Raw genomic sequence first — 21,803 nt, 5'->3', positions numbered from 1 at the left:
GGCCCGCCCCTCAGCGCAGGGCGGTGATCGCCTTGAACAGCCCACGTGTCAGCGGGCTCACATCGTTTTCGTCCACCTCGCCCTTGATGGCTGGCAGCAGCGCCACGGCGAGTTCCTTACCCAGTTCCACGCCCCATTGGTCATAGGCGTTGATGCCGAACAGTTGCGCCTCGACGAAGACGCGGTGCTCGTAGAGCGCGATCAGTCGGCCCAGCGTATAGGGATCGAGCCGGCGATAGGCGATGGTGATCGAGGGGCGGTTGCCGCTGAACGTGCGGTGCGGCGCGATGCGCTCGGCCTCCTCCGCGCTCCTTCCCGCCGCCAGCACTTGCGCCCGCGCCTCGTCCAGCGTGCGGCCCTTGACCAGCGCCTCGCTCTGGGCGAGGCAATTGGCGAGCAGCAGGTCGTGATGCTCGTCCATGCCGCTTTCCTGCGCCGTCGCCGCGACGAGGAATTCGATCGGCACCACGTCGCTGCCCTGATGCAGCAATTGGAAGAAGGCGTGCTGCCCATTGGTCCCCGGCTCGCCCCAGACCAGCGGCCCGGTCGGGCCGGTGACCGGCTTGCCGTCCAGCCCGATGCTCTTGCCGTTGGATTCCATGTCGAGCTGCTGCAGATAGGCGGGAAGCCGGGCCAGCCGCTGGTCATAGGGGATCACCGCGCGCGCCGGATACTCCTGCGCCACCCGGTGCCACCAGCCGGTCAGCCCCAGCAGCATGGGCAGGTTGCGCTCCATGGGCGCGTCGCGGAAATGCTGGTCCATGGCGCGGCCTCCGGCGAGGAATTCGCGGAAACCATGGGCACCTGTGGCGATCATCAGCGGCAGGCCGATGGCCGACCACAGGGAATAGCGCCCGCCCACCCAGTCCCAGAAGCCGAAGCTGCGCTCGGGCGCGATCCCGAAGGCCCGGATCTTGTCGAGCGCCGTGGACACGGCGCAGAAATGCGCCCCCACCGCGTCCTCGCCCAGCGCCGCGACGATGAAGCGCCGCGCCGTCGCGGCATTGGTCATGGTCTCCACCGTGGTGAAGGTCTTGGAGGCCACGATGAACAGGGTGCGGCCCGGTTCCAGCCCCTTGAGCGTATCGGCGATATGGGCGCCGTCCACATTGGAGACGAAATGCAGGCGCGGTCCGTCGTGATAGGGCGCCAGCGCCAGGGTCGCCATGGCCGGGCCCAGATCGGACCCGCCAATGCCGATATTGACCACATCGGTGAAGCGCTCGCCGGTCGCCGAGCGCACTTCGCCCAGCCGAATGCCGGTGGCGAATTCCGACATGGCCGCCAGCACGCGCTCCACGTCATGGCCGACCGGCTTGCCGTCCGTAGCATAGCCATCGGAAATCCGGCCCCTGAGGGCCACGTGCAGCACCGCCCGGTCCTCGGTCAAATTGATGCGCTCGCCCGCGAACATGGCGTTGCGGCGCGCTTCGAGGTCCATGGCCCGGGCATGGGCCATGAGCGCCGCCAGATCGTCGTCCGACAGCGCCGTCTTGGAATAGTCGAGCCGCATGTCCTCGTGCTGGGCCGAAAACCGCGCGAAGCGCTCATTGTCCATTTCGAACAGGGGCGCGATGCCACCCCGCTTGCGCGCCCGCCCGCGATCGATGAGCTGTTCGCGCGCATTCGGCGCGATAGGTGCGATGCTTGCCATGCACAAATCTCCCGGAAAACAACTATGGTGGGGGCGCCCGCCGGGCGGTCCGAACCCTGTCAGGCTTCGAGCCGTTCCTGCACCATCTGGCGCAACGCCCTCAAATCCTTGGCGAACAGGCGGATGCCATCGGCCAGTTTCTCGGTGGCCATGGGGTCTTCGTTCAGCTCCCAGCGGAAGCGCTTTTCGTCCATGGCGATCGGGGCGACCGGCTCGGCGTTCTCGGGTGCGAGGCGCCGCACCAGCTCGCCCTCCTGACCGTCCAGCTCTTCGAGCAGCGCCGGGGCGATGGTCAGGCGGTCGCAGCCGGCCAGCGCGGCGATCTCGCCCACATTGCGGAACGAGGCGCCCATGACGATGGTCTCGATGCCATTGGCCTTGTAGTAACTGTAGATCGCGCGCACCGAAAGGACGCCGGGGTCTTCCTCGGCCGTATAGGTCTTGCCGGTCCGCGCGGCGTGCCAGTCCATGATGCGGCCGACAAAGGGCGAGATCAGGAACACGCCCGCATCGGCGCAGGCAATGGCCTGGGCCAGCGAGAAGACCAGCGTCAGGTTGCAGTCGATGCCCTCGGCCTGGAGGATTTCGGCCGCCCTGATGCCTTCCCAGGTGGCGGCGAGCTTGATCAGCACCCTGCCCCGCCCGATGCCCAGCCGGTCGTAGTCGGCGATGATACGGCGCGCCGCCGCGACCGAGCCCTCGACGTCGAAGGAGAGGTCGGCGTCCACTTCGGTCGACACCCGGCCCGGCACCTCATAGGCCAGCGCCGCGCCCACCGCGATGGCCAGCCGGTCGGCGACGGCGCCCGCCACCGCCTCTTTCGAACCCTGCTGGTTGCCGCCCCAGCGCAGGGCATCATTGAGCTTGTCGGCGAAGGCGGGGCTGGAAATGGCCTTGAGCACGATGGTGGGATTGGTCGTGCAGTCGATCGGCCGATGGTGCCGGACCGCGTCGAGATCGCCAGTATCGGCCACCACCGTGGTCATGGCGCGCAATTGTGCGAGCTTTGAGGCCATGTCTGGTTTCTCCTTTGTGTTCAACACGGTCGAGGCGGTCATCCGAGCCTGGCCTTCAGCCAGCCCAGGCCGTCCTCGGTGTTGCCGGCCGGAATGTATTCGCACCCCAGGGCCCCGCCATAGCCGATCTCGGACAGCACCGTGTCGAGCCGGTCGAAATCCACCGTGCCCGTGCCCGGCTCGTGGCGGCCCGGCAGGTCGGCGATATGCACATGGACGATCCGCGCGGCGTGCTGGCGCAGCGTGGCGTCGAGATCGAGGCCGGTGGAAAGCGTGTGGAAGACGTCGAGCAAGAGGCCCATGTTCGGCGCCCCGACCGCGTCGATGACTTCGGCCGCCCGGTCGGGCGTCGCGATATAATAGTCGGGCACCGCGCCGCTGCTCATCGGTTCGAGGATGATGGTGATGCCGTGTTCGCCCGCTTCCCGTGCGGCAAAAGCGAGGTTTTCGACGTAGCAGTCCCAATGGTCCTGGGTGCGCTGCGCCTCCGGCAGCACGCCGGACATGGCGTGGAGCTTGTCCACCCCGATGGTGCGCGCATAGGCAATGCCCTCGGCGACGCTGCGGCGGAACTCGTCGCGGCGTTCGGGGAAGATGCCGAGGCCCTTTTCGCCCGCGGCCGCATTGCCGGAGCGCAGCCCGAACTGGGTATAGGTCACTCCCGCCGCGGCCAGGAGGGAGGCCATGTCCCCGGCCGGAATGGAATAGGGCGCCGGATGTTCGACCGCCGCAAAGCCGTTCCTGGCCGCGGCCGCCACCCGATCCTCGAGCGGCATTTCGTTGAACATGTAGCCGATGTGAGCACTGTAGGAAAATGTCATTGATGGGGCTCTCCATGCGCCCGGTTCCGCCACGGCGCCAGCGCCGCGGCGGAGAGGTTCGTCGAAGTCAGCGGCCGGCGACGTTCCAGCCGCGGCCATGGTCGCCATAGCCTTCGCAGCCATCGGCGGTGATGGCAACCGTGTCCTCGAGCTTGATGAAGCCGCGCTTGGTGTGGTGCAGCTCGGTCTCGATCGACACCACCATGCCCGCTTCGAGCGGCTTGTCGGCGTGATAGGCGGGATAGGTCGGCACCGCCGTGCTCATCAGCCAGGGAGCTTCGTGGCTCACGATACCCATGCCGTGGGCGGAGAAGAACATCTGCTCGCGGGCCGAGCATTTGGCGAGGGCATCATTGGCCCAGGTGAAGATGTCGCCGCCTATGGCGCCGGCCTTGAGCCCGCTGCGCGCCGCCTGCTGCACCTCCTCAATCTGGCCGAGCAGGTCGATCAGTTCCTGGTCGGGCTCGCTGGTATAGGCCATGCGGCACAGATCGCCGATATAGCCCTTGTAATTGCCGCCCGAATCCAGCGCGAGGGTCTCGCCCTCCTCCCAGATCTTGTCGTAGGGGGCGCGGTTGAAGGCGGTGCCGATATTGGTCAGCGCGTATTCGAACTTCAGCCCGCGCTTGGTCTCTTCCTGGCGCAGCGCCTCGAAAAGGGCGCGCTTGCTGACGCCGGGGCCGTGGCTCTTGATCACCGCGAGCATCGAATCGACCACCTTTTCGGAGGCCTCGCGCATGATGGTCAGTTCCTCGGGCGTCTTGAGGGCGCGCAGGATTTCGAGCGAGAAGGTGGCGTCGACCAGTTCCGCATCGGGCAGCGCGTCCTTGAGGACCGTATAGGCGTCGATGGGCATGAAGCCGACCTCGATCCCCACCCGGCCCTTGCCGCCGCCCAGGCCCTTGAGCATTTCGGCCGCCGCGCCGGCAAAGCCGGGGCTCTTGAAGTTCTTGAGGTCGAGATTGGAGACCCAGAAGGTGCCGAGTTGCTTTTCGTATTTCTCCATGGGCACGCCGACATAGCCAGAATCCAGCGGCCGGCCCTTGAGATAGACGAAGAAGGGCAGGTAGCGGCTCAGCCCGTGCGCGTCCATGTAGTCGTAGAAAAAGAAGCGGTAGCCGCCCAGCAGATACTGGATCGAGTGCTTGGAGGTGACGAGCAGCGCGTCGAGGCCCGCTTCTTCCATCAGCCGGTCGAGCCGGTCGGTGTCGAAGGGGGGCTTGTGCAGCTTGGAAAGGTCCTCGGGCGGGTTGCCCTCTGAATAGGCGAAGCTCATGACGATCCTCTTGTGACTGGGTGCGATGGTTTGAATTTATTGGCCGCCAGGCGGTAAATCAAAACCAGAAGCGCCGTTTTAATGATGTGAAATGAGGCCGGATAAAAAATGCGCCGCAAGACTAAGTCTTGCGGCGCAGCAATTGTCGCGGGGAGATTTACGCGGTTTTCGGGACGCGCGAGCGCACCATGCCCACAAGGCTCATGACGATGACCAGCAGCGCCATGCCGAAGAACAGCAACGCGATGGGCGACAACAGGATCGAATAGCTGTCTCCCGACATGATCATCGCCGTCCGGAACTCGCGTTCCATGGCAGGCCCCAGCACCAGCCCCAGAAGGATGGGAGTGAGCGGGATGCGCGCCTTCTGCAGCAGGTAGCCGAAGAAGCCGACCACGATCATCGAGCCCACATCGAACATGGAGTTGCGCAGGGAATACGAGCCCACCACGCAAAGCACCATGATGGCCACGGCCAGGAGATGCGGCGGGATCTTGAGCGCCTGCACGAACAGGTGCACCCCGAACAGCATGATCACCGTCACCAGCACATAGGCCAGCCCGTAGAACATGTAGAGGCTGTAGACCACGTCCGGGGCCTCGACGAACAGCAGCGCGCCGGGCTGGATGCCGTGGATGAGCAGCCCGCCCAGGATCAGCGCGGTGGCCGGGTCGCCGGGAATGCCGAGGCCGAGCATGGGGATCATCGCCCCGCCGGTCACGGCGTTATTGGCCGTTTCCGGCGCCACCACGCCGCCCATATCGCCCTTGCCCCAGTTCTCGGGGTTCTTGGCCAGGCGCTTTTCCTGCGAATAGGCGAGGAAGGCGGAGATGGTGCCGCTGGTGCCCGGAATGGCGCCGATGACGGTGCCCAATATGCTCGAGCGCAGGATGTTCCAGCGATAGCCCCAGATATAGCCCAGCTTGGGCAGTTCCACCTTCACCGACTTGCCGTCGACGATGGTGCTGCTGCCGCTCTTGTGCTCGAACAGCGTCGAGACCACCTGCGGCACGGCGAAGAGGCCGATCATGGCGACCAGCAGGTCGACGCCCTGTAGCAGGTTGACATTGCCGAAGGTCAGCCGCGACACGCCATCGATGGGGTCCTGGCCGATGGTCATCACCATCAGCCCGATCACCCCGCCGATCAGCCCGCGCACCAGCGATTGCTCGGCCAGCCCGCATATGGTCGCCATGCCGAACACCACCAGCGCGAAGATTTCGGCCGGCCCGAAGGCGAGGGCGACATTGGAGAGCGCCTGCACCGAGGCCACCATGACCAACAGGCTGAACAGCCCGCCCAGGGTAGAGCAGATGGTGGCCATGGCGATGGTGATGCTGGCCTTGCCGGCCTTGGCCAGCGCATAGCCGTCGGCGACGGTGGCCGCCGAGGACGGGGTTCCCGGCACGCCGACCAGGATGGCCGCCACGGTGCCGCCGCTGGCCCCGCCCACATAGGTGGAGACCAGCACGCCGATGGCCATCATGGGTTCGAGGGTGAAGGTGAGCGGCAGGATCAGTGCCAGGGCCATGGTGTAGGTGAGGCCGGGTATGCAGCCGAAGGCGAGCCCGAAAAAGCTCCCCAGCACCAGGGCCAGGAGCGAATGGGGCTCGAAAGCGACCGCGGCCGCCGTCATGAAAGCATCCATGTTAAAACCCCAGTCCGAGTACGCCTGCCGGCAGATAGACGCCGAGCAGTTTGTTCATGAGAAGGTAGAGCCCGAGACCCAGCGTGAGCGAGAGCGCCGCGATGAGGATCCAGGAGCGCAGGCGCAGCACGATGAGGCAGAAGGCCGCCACGCCGATCACAGTCACCAGGAGGAAGCCCAGATACTGCATGCCCACGGCATAGACGATGAGAAAGCCGAAGGTGGCCGCGATGCCCCAGATTTCCTGGGAGAGGCCGGACATATTGATGGCTTCGGCATCGCCATTGCGCACGCGCTTTAATTCCGACCCGGCAAGGCCGATCGCGGACAGGACCATGAGCAGTACGCCCAGCGTCGTGGGGAAACTTCCCGGAGCGACGAACGATCCCGAATATCCCGCCGGGATCGTCGTGGAAGACAGCCAGGTCCAGACTGCCCCGATCAGCAACAGGATCCCGAAAAGGACCCTGTCGCGCCAGATGATGGTCATAGTTCCAGTCCTACCGGTTGTTCAGTCCAAGATCGGTCATGAGCTGGCCGATAATGGCATCGTCGGTGGCGATAAGCTCGCCGAACTCGTCGGCCGGCAGGAAGGCGGGCGTGAAGCCGAGATTGACCGCGATGTCCGCGAACGAACCGCTTTCGGTCGCCGTGCGGGCGAGATCCTCGAGATAGGACACCACCTCCGGCGGCGTGCCTTCCGGAGCGACGAGGCCGCGCCACATGGTGATGTCGAGGCCTTCGGCGCCGGCATCGTGGCAGGTGGGGACGTCCCCGTGTTCGAGCGGCTGGGCGCCGGTCGAGCACAAGAGCAGCAGGTCGCCGCTTCTCAGATGCGACTGGAACTGGCTCTGCCACTGCACCGCGACGTCGATGCGGCCCGACAGCAGTTCAGCCGGAGCGCGGCCTTCGCCATAGGGGACGTAAATCACGTCGAGGTCGAACTTGTCGAACAGGGCGGCAGAGGCGATGTGGGTGAACGAACCGAGGCCGGAAACGCCGACGCGCAGCGGCTGGCCCTGCTCGCGGGCCGCCGCGACCATTTCCTCGAGATTGTCCCAGCCACGGCTCGACTGCACGGCGACCACGGGCACTTCGACGCCGATCTGGGCGATCGGGGTGAAGGCTTCATAGTTGAACGGCAGATTGCCCTGGTAATAGACCGTCGAGATGGAGTTGGAGTTCCAGACGATATTGTATCCGTCCGCCGCAGTCGCCTGGGCGTAGGAATAGCCCACGGCCCCGCCGCCGCCGGGACGCGAAACCGCTACGATCGGCTGGGCCGAAGCGCGCGACATCTCGTCGGACAGCACCTGGCCCACGGTCTGGGCAGAGCCGCCGAACAGGATGGTCATTTCAATGGGTTTGGTCGGGAAATCGGCCTGGGCCAGCGCCATACCCGGCACCAGCAGCACGCCCATGGTGTTTGCCAGCACCAGAGATTTCAGATTGCAGAACGTCATGGCTTTCCTCCTCAGCCTTTTTTAAGTTCATCCGCCCCGTGAGTCCAAAAACACCCTCCGGGTGCGATTCTCAGTTCCAAAACCGTAAGGCCGGCGCTGTGGCGCCGGCCTCTTTTCTTGCTTATTCCGCAGCCTCGACCTGGCGGGCTGCATGGTCGTTGCGCACCACCACCTTGATCGCGTCCTCGATGCGCTCCCTGGCGTAGCGCAGGGCTTCGGGCAGTTCGCGCATGGAGAAGGTGTGGGTGTGGATCAGGGTAGCGTCGAAACGCTTCTGGCGCATGAACGCCTCGGCCCGGTGGGTCGCGGTCTTGCCCTCGCCACGGATGCCATAGACGTAAATGTTGTTGCGCACCAGATAGGCCACGTCGACCGGCACCGCCTCGCTCGGGAAGGCCGCAAGGCAGATCTTGCCGCCGCGGTTGAGCATCTGGGCCGCTTCGTTGACCGCGTTGGGCGCGCCCGAGCATTCGACCACATAGTCGACGCCCTTGCCGCCGGTCAGTTCCCTGACCTTGGCCACCGGGTCTTCGTTGCGCACGTTGATCACGTGGTCGGCGCCGAGCTTCTTGCCGATCTCGAGACGGTTGTCGCGGGTGCCGGTGAGGATCACCGGCTGGGCGCCCAGCGCCTTGGCGACGGCCGCGCCGAGCAGGCCGATCGGGCCCGGTCCGCTCACCACCACGCTTTCACCGGCCACGAGCCCGCCCAGTTCGGTCAGCCCGTACATGGAGGTGCCCGCCGTCACGACCAGCGTGGCTTCCTCGTCGCTCATATTGTCGTCGACGTGGATCAGGGTGTTGATGTTGTTGACCTGGTATTCGCAGAACCCGCCATCGGTGGTGAAGCCGTTGGCCCGATGTCCCTTGTCGACATCGCCATAGTTCTTCCCGTAATTGTGGCAGGAGGTGTACATGCCCTGGCGGCAGCGCTTGCACTGGCCGCAGCCGGCGTGGATTTCCACCGTCACGCGTTCGCCGATCTTGAACTCGTCGACGCCCGGCCCGAGCGCAACCACCGTGCCCATGTATTCATGGCCGGGGGTGAAGTTCTTGTTGAACGGCTCGCCGCCCTGGATCATGGCCGGGGGGCCGTGGTCGATGATCTCGAAGTCGGTGGCGCAGATGGCGACCGCATCGATGCGCACCAGGACTTCCGCCTTCTTGGGCGTGGGGACAGCCTTGTCGACGAGCGTCAGTTCCCCGGGCGAACCCAGGACCCAGGCCTTCATGGTTTCCGGCACCGGATAATCTGCGCTTACGGTCACATTCGATGGCATGGCCATTGAACATCTCCTCCATACAAAGAATGAATACTCTCAGACGACGGCCAGCTTCTTGTCTGGATGTCTTCGGTGTCGCAATGTTGGGGGGAACGACATGTTACCGTCAACGCGCGTCCACCTTCTTTCATCATGTGAAAACCGGGTGGGCGCGGGGACGCGGCGGCGCCGGACTTCTGCTGTCACCGGACGGAAATTTGACGCATGTCAATTGCATCGATTTCGTGCTGACTTATCTTCTGATGGCATCAGGGAGACACCGACATGTATAGCCATATACTCATCGCGACCGACGGTTCGGAGATTTCCACCAAAGGGGTCGATCACGGCCTGAAGCTCGCCAAGGCGCTGGGCGCCCGCGTGACCATCATCACCGTCACCGACTACTGGGCCTCCGGGGCGCTTGCGGCGGCCGGGCCGGCCACCATCGCCGAATATGAGGAATCGGGCCGGCTGGCGGCAGAGGACATTCTGCGCGAGGCCGCCGAGATGGCCAGCCAGAGCGGGGTGACGGCGGAAACCCGGCACATCCCGAATCGCTATGCGGCCGATGCCATCGTCGAGACCGCGCAATCGGCCGGCGCCGATCTCATCGTCATGGCCTCCCATGGCCGCCGCGGCTTCCGCAAGCTGCTGCTCGGCAGCCAGACCAGTGAAGTGCTGACCACCAGCACGCTGCCGGTTCTCGTCGTCCGCTGACGCGACCTTTTCGACATCGGATGGGGGCGGCGTCGCCGCTGCCCCTATCCGTCTTGCCAGGCGCCTATCCCTGGCGGGACGGCACCCGCACCACCAGCCCGTCGAGTTCGGCCCGGATCTTGATCTGGCACGACAGCCGGCTCGTATCCTCGACCTCGAAGGCGAAGTCGAGCATGTCCTCTTCCATCGAGGACGGGCCTCCGGTCACCCCGAACCATTCCTCGTCCACATAGACGTGGCAGGTTGCGCAGGTGCAGGCCCCGCCACATTCGGCCACGATGCCCCTCACCCCGTTGCGGATCGCCGTTTCCATCAGCGTGGCGCCCAGTTCCGCCTCCACATCCCGGCGCGCGCCATCGGGTTCGATGAAGGTGATCATAGGCATGGGTGAGGCTCCGGGGATAAGTTTTTATTGGCCCGGATATAGGTCCGCACCCCGGTGCGCACAAGCGCGACATAATTGGCTAATTACATCGCGCAAGGCGCCGCACGACAGGCAGCGTTCACCCGATATTCGCTAGTCGGCGACCAGCGTCGAGATATAGGCGCACACCTCGTGCACGGCCATGGCGAGGTCGTCCAGCGTCTCGTCCTCGAGGGCGCCATTGGTGCCGAATTCGGCCTCCGCCGCCTCGGCGAGCGCCGCCAGCGTCACCGCGCCGATGCCGCGCGACGCGCCTTTAAGCGTATGTAATCCCAGCGTGATTTCATAAGGGTCGCGGCTGGCCTTGATGCGTTCGAAATAGGCGATCACCTGGGTTTCGAACATGCGCAGCACTTCGCATTCGAGCCCGCGATCGCCGAGAGTTTGCCGCGCCAGATGCACCAGATCGATGGGCCGGTTGGTCCGGTCGATGCGCGGGGAATCGAGCCCCTGCCAGGCTGCTGGTTCGACCATGAAATGCACCCGCTCCACGCCGGAAAAAACTGCTCGCCGCACTTTATGCGAGGCTCCATGAAAACTCTCTTAACCCTCGAAAACCACTCGATTTTCTTAACAAGGCGTATGGAGGAAAAAAGTCGTTAACGGTCTTTTAATAAAGATTTCAGTACCCGCGCCAAACCGTGTATAAGGATATGTTAGAGCAGAAGACGGACTCCCGGTCCGGCGATGGCAGGTAAAGCGGAAGAGCTCCCGCAAGTCATTGCCGCAATTGCCGTTTTCTGAGTGCGGCGCTTTGAGTAAAAAGAGTATTGTGAGTATGGCGAACAAGTCGACCCCCCCCAAGGACGATCCGGCAGCGCTCGCGTTTTCCGCTGTCGAAAACGCACTGAAGGACTCGATCTTCTCAATGGACGACAAGCCCGCCCGCAAGGTCGAAAGCCAGCCCGCCAGGCAGGAGGCGCGCCGCGACACCCGCAAGGAAAACCCAACGAATACAGAGCGTTTGCGTGCCGCCGACAAGATCGCGGCCCAGGCCTCATCGGTCGCCAATGATGACCGCTCGCCCGCCGCTTCGGGCCTTTTCTCCTTCCAGACCCGCGCCTCCAACGCCCCCATCTGGGTGGCCATCGCCGCCTCGGTTCTGTGGCTGGCCGGGGTCGGCCTCATCGCCTCCCTGCGCTATTCGGGCCAGTTCGCCGATGGCCTGACCCTGGGCGAGTTCGTCCAGAGCCTTGATTTTGCTGCGCTTGCGGCCATTGCCTGCCTGCCGGTGCTGGCGATGATCTCCATCGCCTTCCTCGTGCGCCGCGCCCAGGATCTCCGCCTCGCCGCCGCCTCGATGACCCAGGCCGCCATGCGGCTGTCCGAGCCTGAATCCTCGGCCGCGCACAAGATCGCCACCGTCGGCCAGGCCGTCCGCCGCGAGGTCAACGCCATCGGCGACGGGCTCGAACGCGCCCTCTCGCGGGCCGGCGAACTCGAGGTCATGGTCCACAACGAGGTGACCGCCCTCGAGCGCACCTATTCGGACAACGAGACCCGCATGCGCCAGCTGATCGAGGAGCTATCGAGCCAGCGCGAGTCGGTGGTCACCAATTCCGAGCGCATGCGCGACGCCATCGTCGCCCTGCACGGCAACATGTCGACGGAGATCGACCAGATCGGCACCACGATCACCGACCGGCTGCGCACCGCCGGGACCGAGATCACCGGCGCCATCGCCGAGCGCGGCAACGCCGTCGCCCAGTCGATCGAGGAGGCCGGCACCACGATCGAGACCACCTTCGAGCGCCGCAGCCAGGCCTTCACCGAGGCCGTGGACAGCCGATCCGCCGACCTCATCGCCGCGCTGGACGATACCGCGAGCCGCCTCGATACGACGCTGGGCGACCGCACCGAAACGCTGACCAGCGCCATCACCAGCTCCACCGAGCGCCTCGACGCCACCCTGTCGGGCAGCGCCGAAAGCGTCCATAAGGCGCTGGAAGGGCATGCCGATCTCATCGAATCTGCCCTCACCGACACCACTGGCCGCCTCAATTCCCTGCTCGACGAGCGCACGGGTGCCCTGTCCTCCGCCCTCGAAAGCGGCACCAGCGCCCTGGCCGACACCCTCGGCAGTGGCGTGGGCAAAATCGAATCCGCCTTTGGCGATCGCACCGACCGGCTGGCCGCTTCGCTCGACGAACGCGCGCTTTCGCTCTCGGAATCCGTCGATGCCCGCATCAACAGCCTCGTCAACGCCCTGGATTCCCAGACCATTGCGTTCTCGGCGGTGGTCGATGAAAAATCGGCCTCCCTCGGGGACATGCTCAAGGATTCGACTGATTCCATCCTCGTCGATTTCTCGCGCCGTTCCGAAACTCTCGGCACCACCTTCGCCGCGCTGGGCGACCGGATTTCCAAGGACATCCTCACCCGCTCCGAAGACGCGGAAGCCGCATTGGGCCGCATCACCGACCGCCTGGATGAAACCTTCTCCATCCAGGCCAACGCGCTGGAAAGCCAGATCCAGTCCATGAGCCTGCGCCTCGACGGCGCCTTCGAAGACTCGGCCGAACGCAGCCGCGAGGTCCTGACCCGGGCCGGGGCCGACACCCTCAGCCAGCTCAATGCGCGCATCGACGAGATTTCCGTGGTCCTCGACGGCCGGATCGGCCAGGTCGACGCCATTGTGGGCGACAAGGGCGAACGGCTCATCGCATCCCTCGATGCCCATACGGGCGAAATCGCCGAGCGCAGCGCGCGGCTCGAAACCACGCTGGACGAAAAGGGCCGCGCGATCAGCCAGACGCTGGAGACCGGAAGCGAACGCTTCGCGGCGCTGGCCGAGGCCCGCACCGACGCCCTGCGCGAAACCCTCGACACCCGCACCGAAACCTTCGCTTCGGCCATCGAAAGCCGCACCGACGCCCTCAATTCCGCCCTGGAAGCGGGCACCGAGACCTTCGCCTCGCTCGCCGACGCGCGCACCACGGCGCTCGGCGACACGCTCGCCACCCGCACGGACGCCTTCGCATCGGCCATCGACCTGCGCACCGATGCCCTGTCCTCGGCTCTCGATACGCGGGCGGATTCGCTGAACGCGTCGCTCGACATCCATACCGAAGCCCTCACCTCGACCCTCGACAGCCGCACCGCACAACTGACCAGCGCGCTCGATGCGCGGGCCGACCAGTTCGGCTTGGCCATCGAAAGCCGCACCGATGCGTTCACCTCCGCCATCGACACGCGGACCGACGCCCTGGCTTCGGCGCTGGACGAGCGCGCCAGCCGGCTCGCCGCCCAGTTCGACGGGCGCACCCAGCAGATGACCTCGGCCATTGACGATCAGGTCAACAGCCTTGCCGCGGCCCTGGACGAGCGCACCGGGCAGCTTGCGGCCAGCCTCGACGGGCGCACCGAGCGCTTCACCACCAGCCTGGACGAGCGGGCCGAGCGTCTCGACGCCAGCCTCGACGGCCACGCCGAACGGATTACGACGGCAATCGAGGCGCGGACCGACCGGCTCGATATCCATCTCCACGGCCATGCCGAACGCCTGGCCGCCGCCCTCGACGAGGGTGTCAGCCGTCTCGATGCCGGCCTTGACGGCCGCACCGAGCGCTTCACCTCGGCCATCGACAGCCGTACTCAGGCCCTGACCTCGGCGCTCGACGAGCGCACCGGCCAGTTCACCTATGCGCTCGACAGCCGCACCGACCAGTTCAATTCGGTTCTCGATGGCCGCGCCGAGCAGTTCACCTCCGCGCTGGACCGGCGCAGCGAAGAGCTCACCTCGGCGCTTGACGCCCGCACGGCCCAGCTCGACACCACCATTTCGGCCCGCACCACCCAGCTCGACGACACGCTGGCCGAGCGCTCCAATGCGATGAATTCCATGCTCGACATCACCTCGAGCCAGCTGTCGGAAACCCTCACCGAGCGCACCCGCTATCTCGGCGGCGTGGTCGACGATGCCGCCCTGCGCCTCGAACGTTCGATCGGCGAGCGCGCCAATGCGCTGGAAACGGCGCTCGACGAGAAGTCGGCGCATATGTCGGAAACCATTGCCTCGCGCACCGGCGAACTGTCGGGCGCCATGGAGGCCTCAGGCGAAAAGTTCCGCTCGACCGTGGATTCCAGCCTCACCCAGGTCACCGAGACCATGGAGAGCCGCACCACCCAGGTCTCCCAGCTCATCGAAGGCAAGGTGGCCGAGGTCAATTCCAATATCGGCCGCGAGATCGACAGCGCCGTGTCCCGCATCGCCGATGCGGAGAGCGGGGTCACGGCCCGTATCGACCGGGCGGCCGACTCCGTCGGCCAGAGCGCCCGCGACGCCGCCGATCTAGTGGAATCGCGGCTCACCGAAGCCCGCACGGCCATCACCGAAATGGTCGATGACCGCCTGGGCACCCTGCCCGAGGCCATCACCACCCGGGCCGAAATCACCGCCGAGCGCCTGGCCGGCCTCAACGAGGCCATCCACGGCACCATCGGCGATTCCATGCGCGACCTCGAGGCTGGCGCCGACCGGATCGAATCGACGCTCACCAACTCGATCCACAGCGCCATCGGCCAGTCCATGGCCGATCTCGAATCCGGCGCCTCGCGCATCGAAACCGTGCTCAACGACAAGCTGGCCAATGTCACGGCCAACATATCGGCCGATGTCGAGCAGACCACCATGCGGATGGACGCCGTAGTCCGCAAGGCCATGGAGGAGCTGCGGACCGCCGCCGTCCATATCGAGGATCTGGTCGAGGTCCGCGCCGTCAATACGGCCGACGAGCTGGGCCGCAAGGCCTCGGAAATCAACCGCATCGTTTCCGAGCACACCGACAGGTTCGCCGATCTCATCGACAGTAAGCAGAACCAGCTGACCAAGGCCCTGGGCGGCCAGACCAATCTCCTGCGAGCCGCGCTCGAAGCCAATGCGCGCGACAGCGAGGAGATCATGGCGGAATCGACCAACCGCATCCAGCACGAGGTCACCGAGTCGCTGCGCAAACTCAACGACGCGAACCTGCTGCTGCAGCGGGTTCTCGAATCCTCCACCGGCAATCTTGCCCGCCTGCAGGGCAATGTCGCCGAGCAGACCACCTCCTATTCCAACGCCGTGCGCGATGCTCTGTCGGGCACCGAGGAAGCCGGCACCATCATGGGCCAGCACGTCGAGGCGCTGCAATCGACCATCGCCTCGATGCTCGATCAGTTCGGCCAGATGTCGGGCAGGCTGCGCACCGAAACCGGCGAATTCACCCATGCGGCGGCCAATCTCGCCGAGGTTTCCAACTCCACCATGGACACCCTGGAAAACCGCCGCGGCGCCATGGATTCGCTGGCCGAGGGCTTTGCCGCGCGCACCGAGGAAATCGACGGCCGCCTGCGGGGCTTTGCCCAGTCGATCGCCGAGACCGTCAACCAGACCGAGCGCCGCCTGATCACGGCGCGCAAGGCCATGGAAGACGCCCTCTCCTCCACCTCGGACGAGGTCACCGGGCAGATTTCCTCCATCGGCGACCTAGCTTCCACGGAAGGCCAGCGGGCCAGCCAGGCCCTGCGCCAGACCCAGTCCGAACTGCTGGCCGATATCGAGCGGGCCTATGCCGACGCGACCCGCCGGTTCACCGACACCGCCGACGCCATGCGCATGACCGCATCCCAGCTCGGCCAGGAGCTCGAGGCGACCCGCAACGAATTGCAGCGCTCCGTGCTCGACCTGCCGGAAGAAACCCGTTCCAGCGCCGCGGCCATGCGGCGCGTGGTGGCCGAGCAGATCGAGGCCCTGGCCGAGCTCAACGCCATCGTCCGGGCGCAGCCGGGCACCCATGACGTGTCGGGCGGTTCCGCTCCGCGCACGCCCTCGGCCCGGCTTTCGGCTCCTGCCGCCCCGCGTCGGGTCGAACCGCAGGCGCCGCGCCCTGCCCCGGCCCGCGAGCCGGAGCAGCCGCGCCAGCAGGCCACGGTCACCATGGCTTCGCGCCCTGCCGAGGCTCCCAAGTCGCCGTCCGAACGGCTCAATGAAGCCCTGGTGCAGTCCCGCGCCCAGCAGGCTCCGGCCGCCCAGTCCCAGGCGCCGCAGGAAGGCGGATGGCTGCGCGACGTGCTGCGCAATGCCTCGGCCAGCCAGGCCGGCACGCAGCGGCCCATGAACCTGTCGAGCCTCACCGAGGACATCGCCCGCGCCATCGACAGCGATGCTCTGGCCGCGGCCTGGAACCGGTATCAGGACGGCGAATCCGGCGCTTTCAACCGGCGGCTCTACACCATCACCGGCCAGTCGACCTTCGACGAGGTCCGCCGCCGCCTGCAGCGCGATGCCGAGTTCAGCCGCACAGCCAGCGCCTATATGAGCGAGTTCGAGCAATTGCTCGGGGAAGCCGCCAACGGGCCGAACAGCATGCAGGCCACGTTCGGCCAGCTCACCTCCAACCGGGGCAAGGTCTATACCATGCTGGCCCATGCCAGCGGCCGCCTGAGCTGATCCTCGCAAACCCCAAACACAGGAAAGGCGGCCGATGGGTCGCCTTTTTTCGTTCCGGGTGCCGCTTCCTATTGGGTCGCGCGCAATCGCCCCAATCCGCGGCGCTTGCGCGGCGGGGCGCTCATGTCCTTCCAGCGGATCAACTCGAACGCGCCGTCATGTTCCTCGACGATGGCCGTGCAGCTTTCTACCCAGTCGCCGGAATTGATGTAGTGGATTCCGAACTTGTGGTGCATGGTCGCGTGGTGGATATGGCCGCAGATCACGCCGTCCACCTCGGTATTGCGCGCCTCGAGCGATAGCGCCTGCTCAAACCGGCCCATCACGCTGACGGCGTTCTTGACCTTGCGTTTGGCCCAGGCCGACAGCGACCAGTAGGAGAGGCCCAGCCGGCGGCGGATCCAGTTGACGGGCACGTTGACGGTGAGGGCGAAATTATACGCCCAGTCCCCGATATGGGCGAGCCATTTGGCATTGGCCACCACCACGTCGAACTGGTCGCCATGGATCACCAGATAGCGCTTGCCGTCCGCGGTGATGTGCACCATGCGGTCGACGATCTCCACGCCGCCGAAATAGGTGCCCAGATAGTCGCGCAGGAACTCGTCGTGATTGCCGGGGAGGTAGACCAGGCGCGCGCCGGCCCGGGCCTTGGCGAACAGCAGGTTGGCCAGGGCGTCATATTCGGGTGGCCAGTTCCACTCTTTCTGCAACCGCCAGCCATCGATCAGATCGCCAACGATGTAGATCGTATCCGCATCGTGGAGTGCGAGAAACTTGAGCAGTTCTTCGACCTGGATGGTTTGCATGCCGAGATGGACATCGCTGATGAACAACGCCCTCACATGCCGAACCGGCCTGGTGTCTTCCATTAACTCGGCGCCCTTATCTGCTCGCTCAAGCTCGGTGGTCGCACACTAGACGAGGCCAGGGAGCAAGACAAAACCGTTTCCCGCTTCCCACGGCATTCGGCCTGGCAATGTGGCCAATGGGAAACAGGTGCGGCCCGTCCCCCCGGTTACGGCATGATCCCCAGCCGGCGCTTGAGGGCAATGATCCGCCCGTAGCTGGCCTCGATCAGGCTGGCAAACCGGGGGTCCTCACCCGCCTTCTCGACCAGGATCGCATGGATTTCCGTACCGAGTTCCGGGTCGTAGGCGACGGTGTTGGAAAACAGCAATATGTCGTTTCCGGCCGCCACGGCGCGCACCACGGTCTCTTCGAGGTCGAATCGCGAGCGGATGGCGCCCATCTCCAGATCGTCGCTGATTACCACGCCCTCGAAGCCAAGCTCGCCGCGCAGCACTCCGGCAATCCAGTGCGGCGACAGGCTGGCCGGCAGTTGCAGGGCATCTCCATCCTGCCACTCGGCGTTGAAGAGATGGGCCACCATGATCATGTCCGCCAGCCCGGCTCCAATCAGCGCGCGATAGGGATCGAGCTCGCTTTCCTGCCACACCTCGGTCACGTCCACGAAGCCGTCATGGGTGTCGCCGGTACTCGATCCATGTCCCGGGAAATGCTTGAGCGCCGTGCCCATGCCGGCCGCGTGATGCCCCTCGATAAAGGCTCGCGCGAAGGCGGTCACCGTCTCCGCATCGCTGCCATAGGCGCGCTCATATCGGGCGATGATCGGGTTGGCGGGATTGAGGTCGAGATCGACCACAGGGCCGAAATTGACGTTGAACCCTTCTCTTGCCAGGTTTCGTCCCAATTCGGCATAGATCGCACGCGCCGCCTCGGGTCCCTGCCGGGCCACCGCCGCCGCCGATGGGATTTCCGCAAAGCCCACGGCCCGGGTCAGGCGTTCGATCTGCCCGCCCTCCTGATCCAGCGCGATGAAGGGCGGCAGCCAGGGCCGCGCCGCAACCAGCGCGCCATTGATCGACCGGATGGCCGGAAGGCTGGCGACATTGGTGCGCAGATACATGACCCCGCCGATCTCGCCGCGCCCGATCTGCTCGCGCACGGCGCGCACGCCGGCATCGGTGACCGCATCGCCATTAAAGCCCAGCATGATCATCTGGCCCGCCATGTCCTCGATGCTCTGGGCGTGGAGGCCGCCGGGGGCGATGATCAGGACCAGGGCGAGGAGAAACCGCCGGTATATACGCATGCTCATCCAATCGGTGTCTGGAGGGCCAGAATGGCGCGATTCTGCGACTGCTCCAAACTCTCGCCGGCCAGTGTGGCCGAAATCAGCTCCGCAGGTCCCGCGCCAGCCGGTCGGCTTCCTCATCGTCGAGGATGGCGACGATCTCCTCGGCCGGGCCCGGGCGGGCGAAAAGGAACCCCTGCCCCGTCCTGCATCCGGCCAGCCGCAGCAGCCAGGCCTGGTCCTGGGTCTCGATGCCCTCGGCGATGACGTGCTTGCCCAGCGATTCCGACAGCATCAGCACCGTGCGGACGATGGCCGAGGCCTCGAGATCCTCGGGCAGGCCGCGCACGAAGCTCTGGTCGATCTTGATCGTATCCACCGGCAGACGCCCGAGATAGCTCAGCGAGGAATAGCCGGTTCCGAAATCGTCCAGGGCGACGCTCACGCCCATGGCGCGCATCTGCGCCAGCTTCTCGGTTGCATTGGAGGTTTCCGCCACCAGCAGGCTTTCGGTGATTTCCACGCAGAGCCGTCCCGGCGGCAGTCCCGATTGCTCCAGCGCCGCGCGGAGATCGCCGACGATGTCGCCGAAATCGAACTGCATGGGCGAGATATTGACCGAAACGCGCAGCGGGGTCGCCCAACCGGCCACTTCGCGCGTCGCCGTGCGCAATATCCAACGTCCCAGGTCGATGATCAGCCCGGTATGCTCGGCGACTGGGATGAATTCGGCCGGCGGGACATTGCCCAATTGCGGATGCACCCAGCGCGCCAGGGCTTCGACGCCGACGATCCGGCGGGTTTCGAGATCGACCTGCGGCTGGTAGTGCACGCGGAACTCACCATTGGAGAGCGCCGCCCGCAGGGCCACTTCCATGTCCTGCTTGATCTTGATGCGGGTGTCCATATTGGCGGCGAAAGCCGTCGCCGTATTGCCGGGCTGGTCGCTGGCGATGGACAGAGCAAGATTGGCATGGGTGATGATGGCTTCGGGATTGAAGCCGGACAGGTCCGAATCGCTCATCCCGACGCGCGCACCGACGATCGCGTGATGGCCGTCGAGATGATAGGGACGAGCGATTTCCTCAATGAGCCGGTCGGCGAACTTGGCGCCCTCCGCGCTGCCCACCAGGCCCGGCCGCAGCACCGCGAAGGCATTGCCCTCAAGCCTCGCCACGCACAAGGGCCCCATCAGTCCCAGCCGCGCGACCACCTGCTTGAGCAGCGCATCACCATAGGCATGGCCGAGCGTGTCGTTGACGGTCTTGAGGCGGGAGAGCCCGATCAGGAACACGCTGGCGCCTTTGGCCCGTTCCGTTGGCAGGCTGAGCAGGGCGCTCAGATCCTTCACCAGCTTGACGCGCGAGGCTGCGCCGGTCAGCGGATCGTGTTCGGCCAGATAGGCGAGACGATCGGCGGCGCTCTTGCGCTCGGAGACATCGCGGAAGGTGAGGCAGGCGACCCGGCCGATGGCAGACTGGTCGGCGCCGTCGACCTCGGACAGCGTGACGACGAATTCGATGACGCGATCCACCCCGTTGCAGGGAATGATCATCTCGGCCACCTCGTCCATGGCCAGCCCGCTGCCGATCGCCCCCTCGAGGGCGCGGCGGAAGGCCTCGGGCAAGACCGCCTCATAGCGGCTGCCGATGAGGTTCGGCCCGATCAGGGTCTCGGCGAGTTTGCTGGCCGCCCGGATGGTTCCGCTGCGGTCGATGACCACCACGCCGTCGAAATTGTCGGCCACCACCCGTTCGAGCAGGCCGCGTATGGAATCGCGTTCCTGCGCGGCATGGTCGAGCGAGCGCCCCCGATCCTCCAGCTCATGCCAGAAGGCAGCGACGATAAAGCCGAGCTGGGCGATATGGACGCCGGCGGTGTCGAGCAGCAGCGCCGAATGCACCTGCAGCACCAGGGCGGTGAACTCGATGACGCCGGCATAGGCCGCCGATCCCAGGATCGCCGATTGCAGCGCCATCCTTGGGCGCAACAGGATGAAGACCAGCGCTCCCAGGATGATGATCGCCCCGGTTGCCGCCGCGCTCATGTCCCGCAGCATGCGCTCCTGGCGGATGGTTTCCGCCGCCAGCAATTGCATCGCCGGGGTGGACAGCACGCCATAGCGCGGTGCCGCATGGCTCGATTGCTGGTCGTAGCTGGGATGACCGACAACGACCTGCCGTCCGAGAAAGGCCTCGGGCGCTAAGCGGCCGCTCGTGACGTCGGCGAGGGCAATGCGCGGCACGCTCGACAGGTCGATGGAAAAATCGACGAGGAAGGTCTGGGGGCCGAGGATCTGATATTGCGGATTGAGCGCCGTCGCCATGGAGCTGATCACCCAGCCATCGCTGAGCATGCGCGTGCTGTAGCGCTCAAGGCCCGGTCCCGCCGCTGTGGTGGCATCCACCGCCACGGGCGTGGCGAGGGCCGCGGCCCGGTCGTCGGGCAATACGAGCCTTTGCGTGCCATCGGCGGCTTCGCGCTGCACCGCGACGGTGTGCACCCGTCCCTCGGCAGCGGCGAGGGATGCGAGCAGCCGCTGCCCGCCCTGCCCGGTTTCGATGTCCAGAGCGGGAATGTCCAATATGATCGTCGTGGCCCCTTGCGCGACCATGATGTCGATCGCCCGGGCCAGTTGTCCTTGCGAGGCATCGCGCGCCGAACGGGCCTGCATGCCGCCGGCGCCGACATCGATGAAGACGATCTCACCGCTGGCCGGGCGCGAGGTCAGGTTGAAGCGCATGTCGCGCAGGGCGCCGTCGAGCGGCGCGAACCAGCCCCCCGCAACGCCCCAGAGACTGAAGACGCATACGGCGGCAAGAACGGCGATTTGCAATGTCCGCGTCACCAGCCCAGTCGCCCCGGTTCGGGCTGTCCTTAGAGGACAACCTCGCCTTGGAATACGGCCGCAGAAGTGACCGACTCCTCTGCGACGCTAGCCGAACTGGCCTGAATATCTGGTAAAGACGGGCGGGGCCGCCATGGCCGCTCC

15 protein-coding genes are annotated in these 21,803 nt (G+C 65.6%); 2 read left to right on the top strand and 13 right to left on the bottom strand.

All coding sequences use genetic code 11. The features are described 5' to 3' along the window. Positions 1 to 10: 10 nt before the first annotated feature. The 8 genes from pgi to DVH29_RS11370 all read right to left on the bottom strand — a co-directional run bounded on the left by pgi (position 11) and on the right by DVH29_RS11370 (position 9,163). On the bottom strand, positions 11 to 1,654 hold the full coding sequence (gene pgi, locus DVH29_RS11405) for a glucose-6-phosphate isomerase (RefSeq protein WP_114646309.1): 1,644 nt from the start codon (positions 1,652 to 1,654) through the stop codon (positions 11 to 13). Between the two features lie 59 nt (positions 1,655 to 1,713). Beyond that, positions 1,714 to 2,670, bottom strand: coding sequence for a transaldolase (tal, locus tag DVH29_RS11400; RefSeq protein ID WP_114646308.1), 957 nt, complete (start codon positions 2,668 to 2,670; stop codon positions 1,714 to 1,716). A gap of 38 nt (positions 2,671 to 2,708) precedes the next feature. After that, positions 2,709 to 3,491 carry a hydroxypyruvate isomerase family protein gene (locus tag DVH29_RS11395; RefSeq protein ID WP_158541644.1) on the bottom strand — a complete coding sequence of 261 codons (783 nt, stop codon included), beginning with the start codon at positions 3,489 to 3,491 and terminating at the stop codon, positions 2,709 to 2,711. Between the two features lie 67 nt (positions 3,492 to 3,558). Next, positions 3,559 to 4,767: a M24 family metallopeptidase gene (locus DVH29_RS11390; protein ID WP_114646306.1), complete on the bottom strand. Its 1,209-nt coding sequence runs from the start codon at positions 4,765 to 4,767 to the stop codon at positions 3,559 to 3,561. Between the two features lie 157 nt (positions 4,768 to 4,924). Continuing rightward, complete coding sequence (locus tag DVH29_RS11385; protein WP_245944962.1) at positions 4,925 to 6,403, bottom strand: tripartite tricarboxylate transporter permease; 1,479 nt, start codon at positions 6,401 to 6,403, stop codon at positions 4,925 to 4,927. A 13-nt stretch (positions 6,404 to 6,416) separates the two neighbouring features. After that, complete coding sequence (locus DVH29_RS11380) at positions 6,417 to 6,905, bottom strand: tripartite tricarboxylate transporter TctB family protein (RefSeq protein WP_114646304.1); 489 nt, start codon at positions 6,903 to 6,905, stop codon at positions 6,417 to 6,419. 10 nt (positions 6,906 to 6,915) lie between these two features. Continuing rightward, positions 6,916 to 7,878: a Bug family tripartite tricarboxylate transporter substrate binding protein gene (locus DVH29_RS11375; protein ID WP_245944961.1), complete on the bottom strand. Its 963-nt coding sequence runs from the start codon at positions 7,876 to 7,878 to the stop codon at positions 6,916 to 6,918. A gap of 121 nt (positions 7,879 to 7,999) precedes the next feature. Then, positions 8,000 to 9,163 (bottom strand): zinc-dependent alcohol dehydrogenase, encoded by a 1,164-nt coding sequence (locus tag DVH29_RS11370; protein WP_114646303.1) that lies wholly within the window; start codon positions 9,161 to 9,163, stop codon positions 8,000 to 8,002. Positions 9,164 to 9,424: 261 nt separating this feature from the next. On the opposite strand from DVH29_RS11370, the gene DVH29_RS11365 reads away from it, so the two are divergent. Next, positions 9,425 to 9,859 carry a universal stress protein gene (locus tag DVH29_RS11365; protein ID WP_114646302.1) on the top strand — a complete coding sequence of 145 codons (435 nt, stop codon included), beginning with the start codon at positions 9,425 to 9,427 and terminating at the stop codon, positions 9,857 to 9,859. Between the two features lie 64 nt (positions 9,860 to 9,923). Here DVH29_RS11365 and DVH29_RS11360 read toward each other — a convergent pair whose 3' ends face one another. Together DVH29_RS11360 and DVH29_RS11355 are read right to left on the bottom strand one after the other, a co-directional pair. Next, a complete protein-coding gene (locus DVH29_RS11360; protein ID WP_114646301.1) occupies positions 9,924 to 10,244 on the bottom strand; it encodes a 2Fe-2S iron-sulfur cluster-binding protein in 321 nt (106 codons plus the stop codon). Between the two features lie 132 nt (positions 10,245 to 10,376). Continuing rightward, positions 10,377 to 10,799, bottom strand: coding sequence for an Hpt domain-containing protein (locus DVH29_RS11355; protein ID WP_147276069.1), 423 nt, complete (start codon positions 10,797 to 10,799; stop codon positions 10,377 to 10,379). Positions 10,800 to 11,061: 262 nt separating this feature from the next. On the opposite strand from DVH29_RS11355, the gene DVH29_RS11350 reads away from it, so the two are divergent. Continuing rightward, positions 11,062 to 16,713, top strand: coding sequence for an apolipoprotein A-IV repeat region-like domain-containing protein (locus tag DVH29_RS11350; protein ID WP_114646299.1), 5,652 nt, complete (start codon positions 11,062 to 11,064; stop codon positions 16,711 to 16,713). Between the two features lie 68 nt (positions 16,714 to 16,781). Here DVH29_RS11350 and DVH29_RS11345 read toward each other — a convergent pair whose 3' ends face one another. The 3 genes from DVH29_RS11345 to DVH29_RS11335 form a co-directional block, all read right to left on the bottom strand. Further along, a complete protein-coding gene (locus DVH29_RS11345; protein WP_114646298.1) occupies positions 16,782 to 17,585 on the bottom strand; it encodes a UDP-2,3-diacylglucosamine diphosphatase in 804 nt (267 codons plus the stop codon). 146 nt (positions 17,586 to 17,731) lie between these two features. Continuing rightward, complete coding sequence (locus DVH29_RS11340) at positions 17,732 to 18,835, bottom strand: glycoside hydrolase family 3 protein (protein ID WP_158541643.1); 1,104 nt, start codon at positions 18,833 to 18,835, stop codon at positions 17,732 to 17,734. A gap of 76 nt (positions 18,836 to 18,911) precedes the next feature. Further along, positions 18,912 to 21,659, bottom strand: a complete 2,748-nt coding sequence (locus DVH29_RS11335; protein ID WP_114646296.1) for an EAL domain-containing protein — start codon at positions 21,657 to 21,659, stop codon at positions 18,912 to 18,914. Between the last annotated feature and the right edge of the window lie 144 nt (positions 21,660 to 21,803).

It is taken from the genome of Pelagibacterium lacus, from assembly GCF_003345525.1.
Lineage (GTDB): Bacteria > Pseudomonadota > Alphaproteobacteria > Rhizobiales > Devosiaceae > Pelagibacterium > Pelagibacterium lacus.
This window is presented reverse-complemented; position numbering and strand designations above follow the sequence as displayed.

What these genes read in the sequence shown, in the direction of transcription:
- DVH29_RS11375 (WP_245944961.1), bottom strand. Translation starts at nt 7,878, where the DNA reads ATGACGTTCTGCAATCTGAAATCTCTGGTGCTGGCAAACACCATGGGC.
- DVH29_RS11340 (WP_158541643.1), bottom strand. Translation starts at nt 18,835, where the DNA reads ATGAGCATGCGTATATACCGGCGGTTTCTCCTCGCCCTGGTCCTGATC.
- DVH29_RS11360 (WP_114646301.1), bottom strand. Translation starts at nt 10,244, where the DNA reads ATGCCTATGATCACCTTCATCGAACCCGATGGCGCGCGCCGGGATGTG.
- DVH29_RS11345 (WP_114646298.1), bottom strand. Translation starts at nt 17,585, where the DNA reads ATGGAAGACACCAGGCCGGTTCGGCATGTGAGGGCGTTGTTCATCAGC.
- DVH29_RS11390 (WP_114646306.1), bottom strand. Translation starts at nt 4,767, where the DNA reads ATGAGCTTCGCCTATTCAGAGGGCAACCCGCCCGAGGACCTTTCCAAG.
- pgi (WP_114646309.1), bottom strand. Translation starts at nt 1,654, where the DNA reads ATGGCAAGCATCGCACCTATCGCGCCGAATGCGCGCGAACAGCTCATC.
- DVH29_RS11365 (WP_114646302.1), top strand. Translation starts at nt 9,425, where the DNA reads ATGTATAGCCATATACTCATCGCGACCGACGGTTCGGAGATTTCCACC.
- DVH29_RS11385 (WP_245944962.1), bottom strand. Translation starts at nt 6,403, where the DNA reads ATGACGGCGGCCGCGGTCGCTTTCGAGCCCCATTCGCTCCTGGCCCTG.
- DVH29_RS11370 (WP_114646303.1), bottom strand. Translation starts at nt 9,163, where the DNA reads ATGGCCATGCCATCGAATGTGACCGTAAGCGCAGATTATCCGGTGCCG.
- DVH29_RS11380 (WP_114646304.1), bottom strand. Translation starts at nt 6,905, where the DNA reads ATGACCATCATCTGGCGCGACAGGGTCCTTTTCGGGATCCTGTTGCTG.
- tal (WP_114646308.1), bottom strand. Translation starts at nt 2,670, where the DNA reads ATGGCCTCAAAGCTCGCACAATTGCGCGCCATGACCACGGTGGTGGCC.
- DVH29_RS11350 (WP_114646299.1), top strand. Translation starts at nt 11,062, where the DNA reads ATGGCGAACAAGTCGACCCCCCCCAAGGACGATCCGGCAGCGCTCGCG.
- DVH29_RS11395 (WP_158541644.1), bottom strand. Translation starts at nt 3,491, where the DNA reads ATGACATTTTCCTACAGTGCTCACATCGGCTACATGTTCAACGAAATG.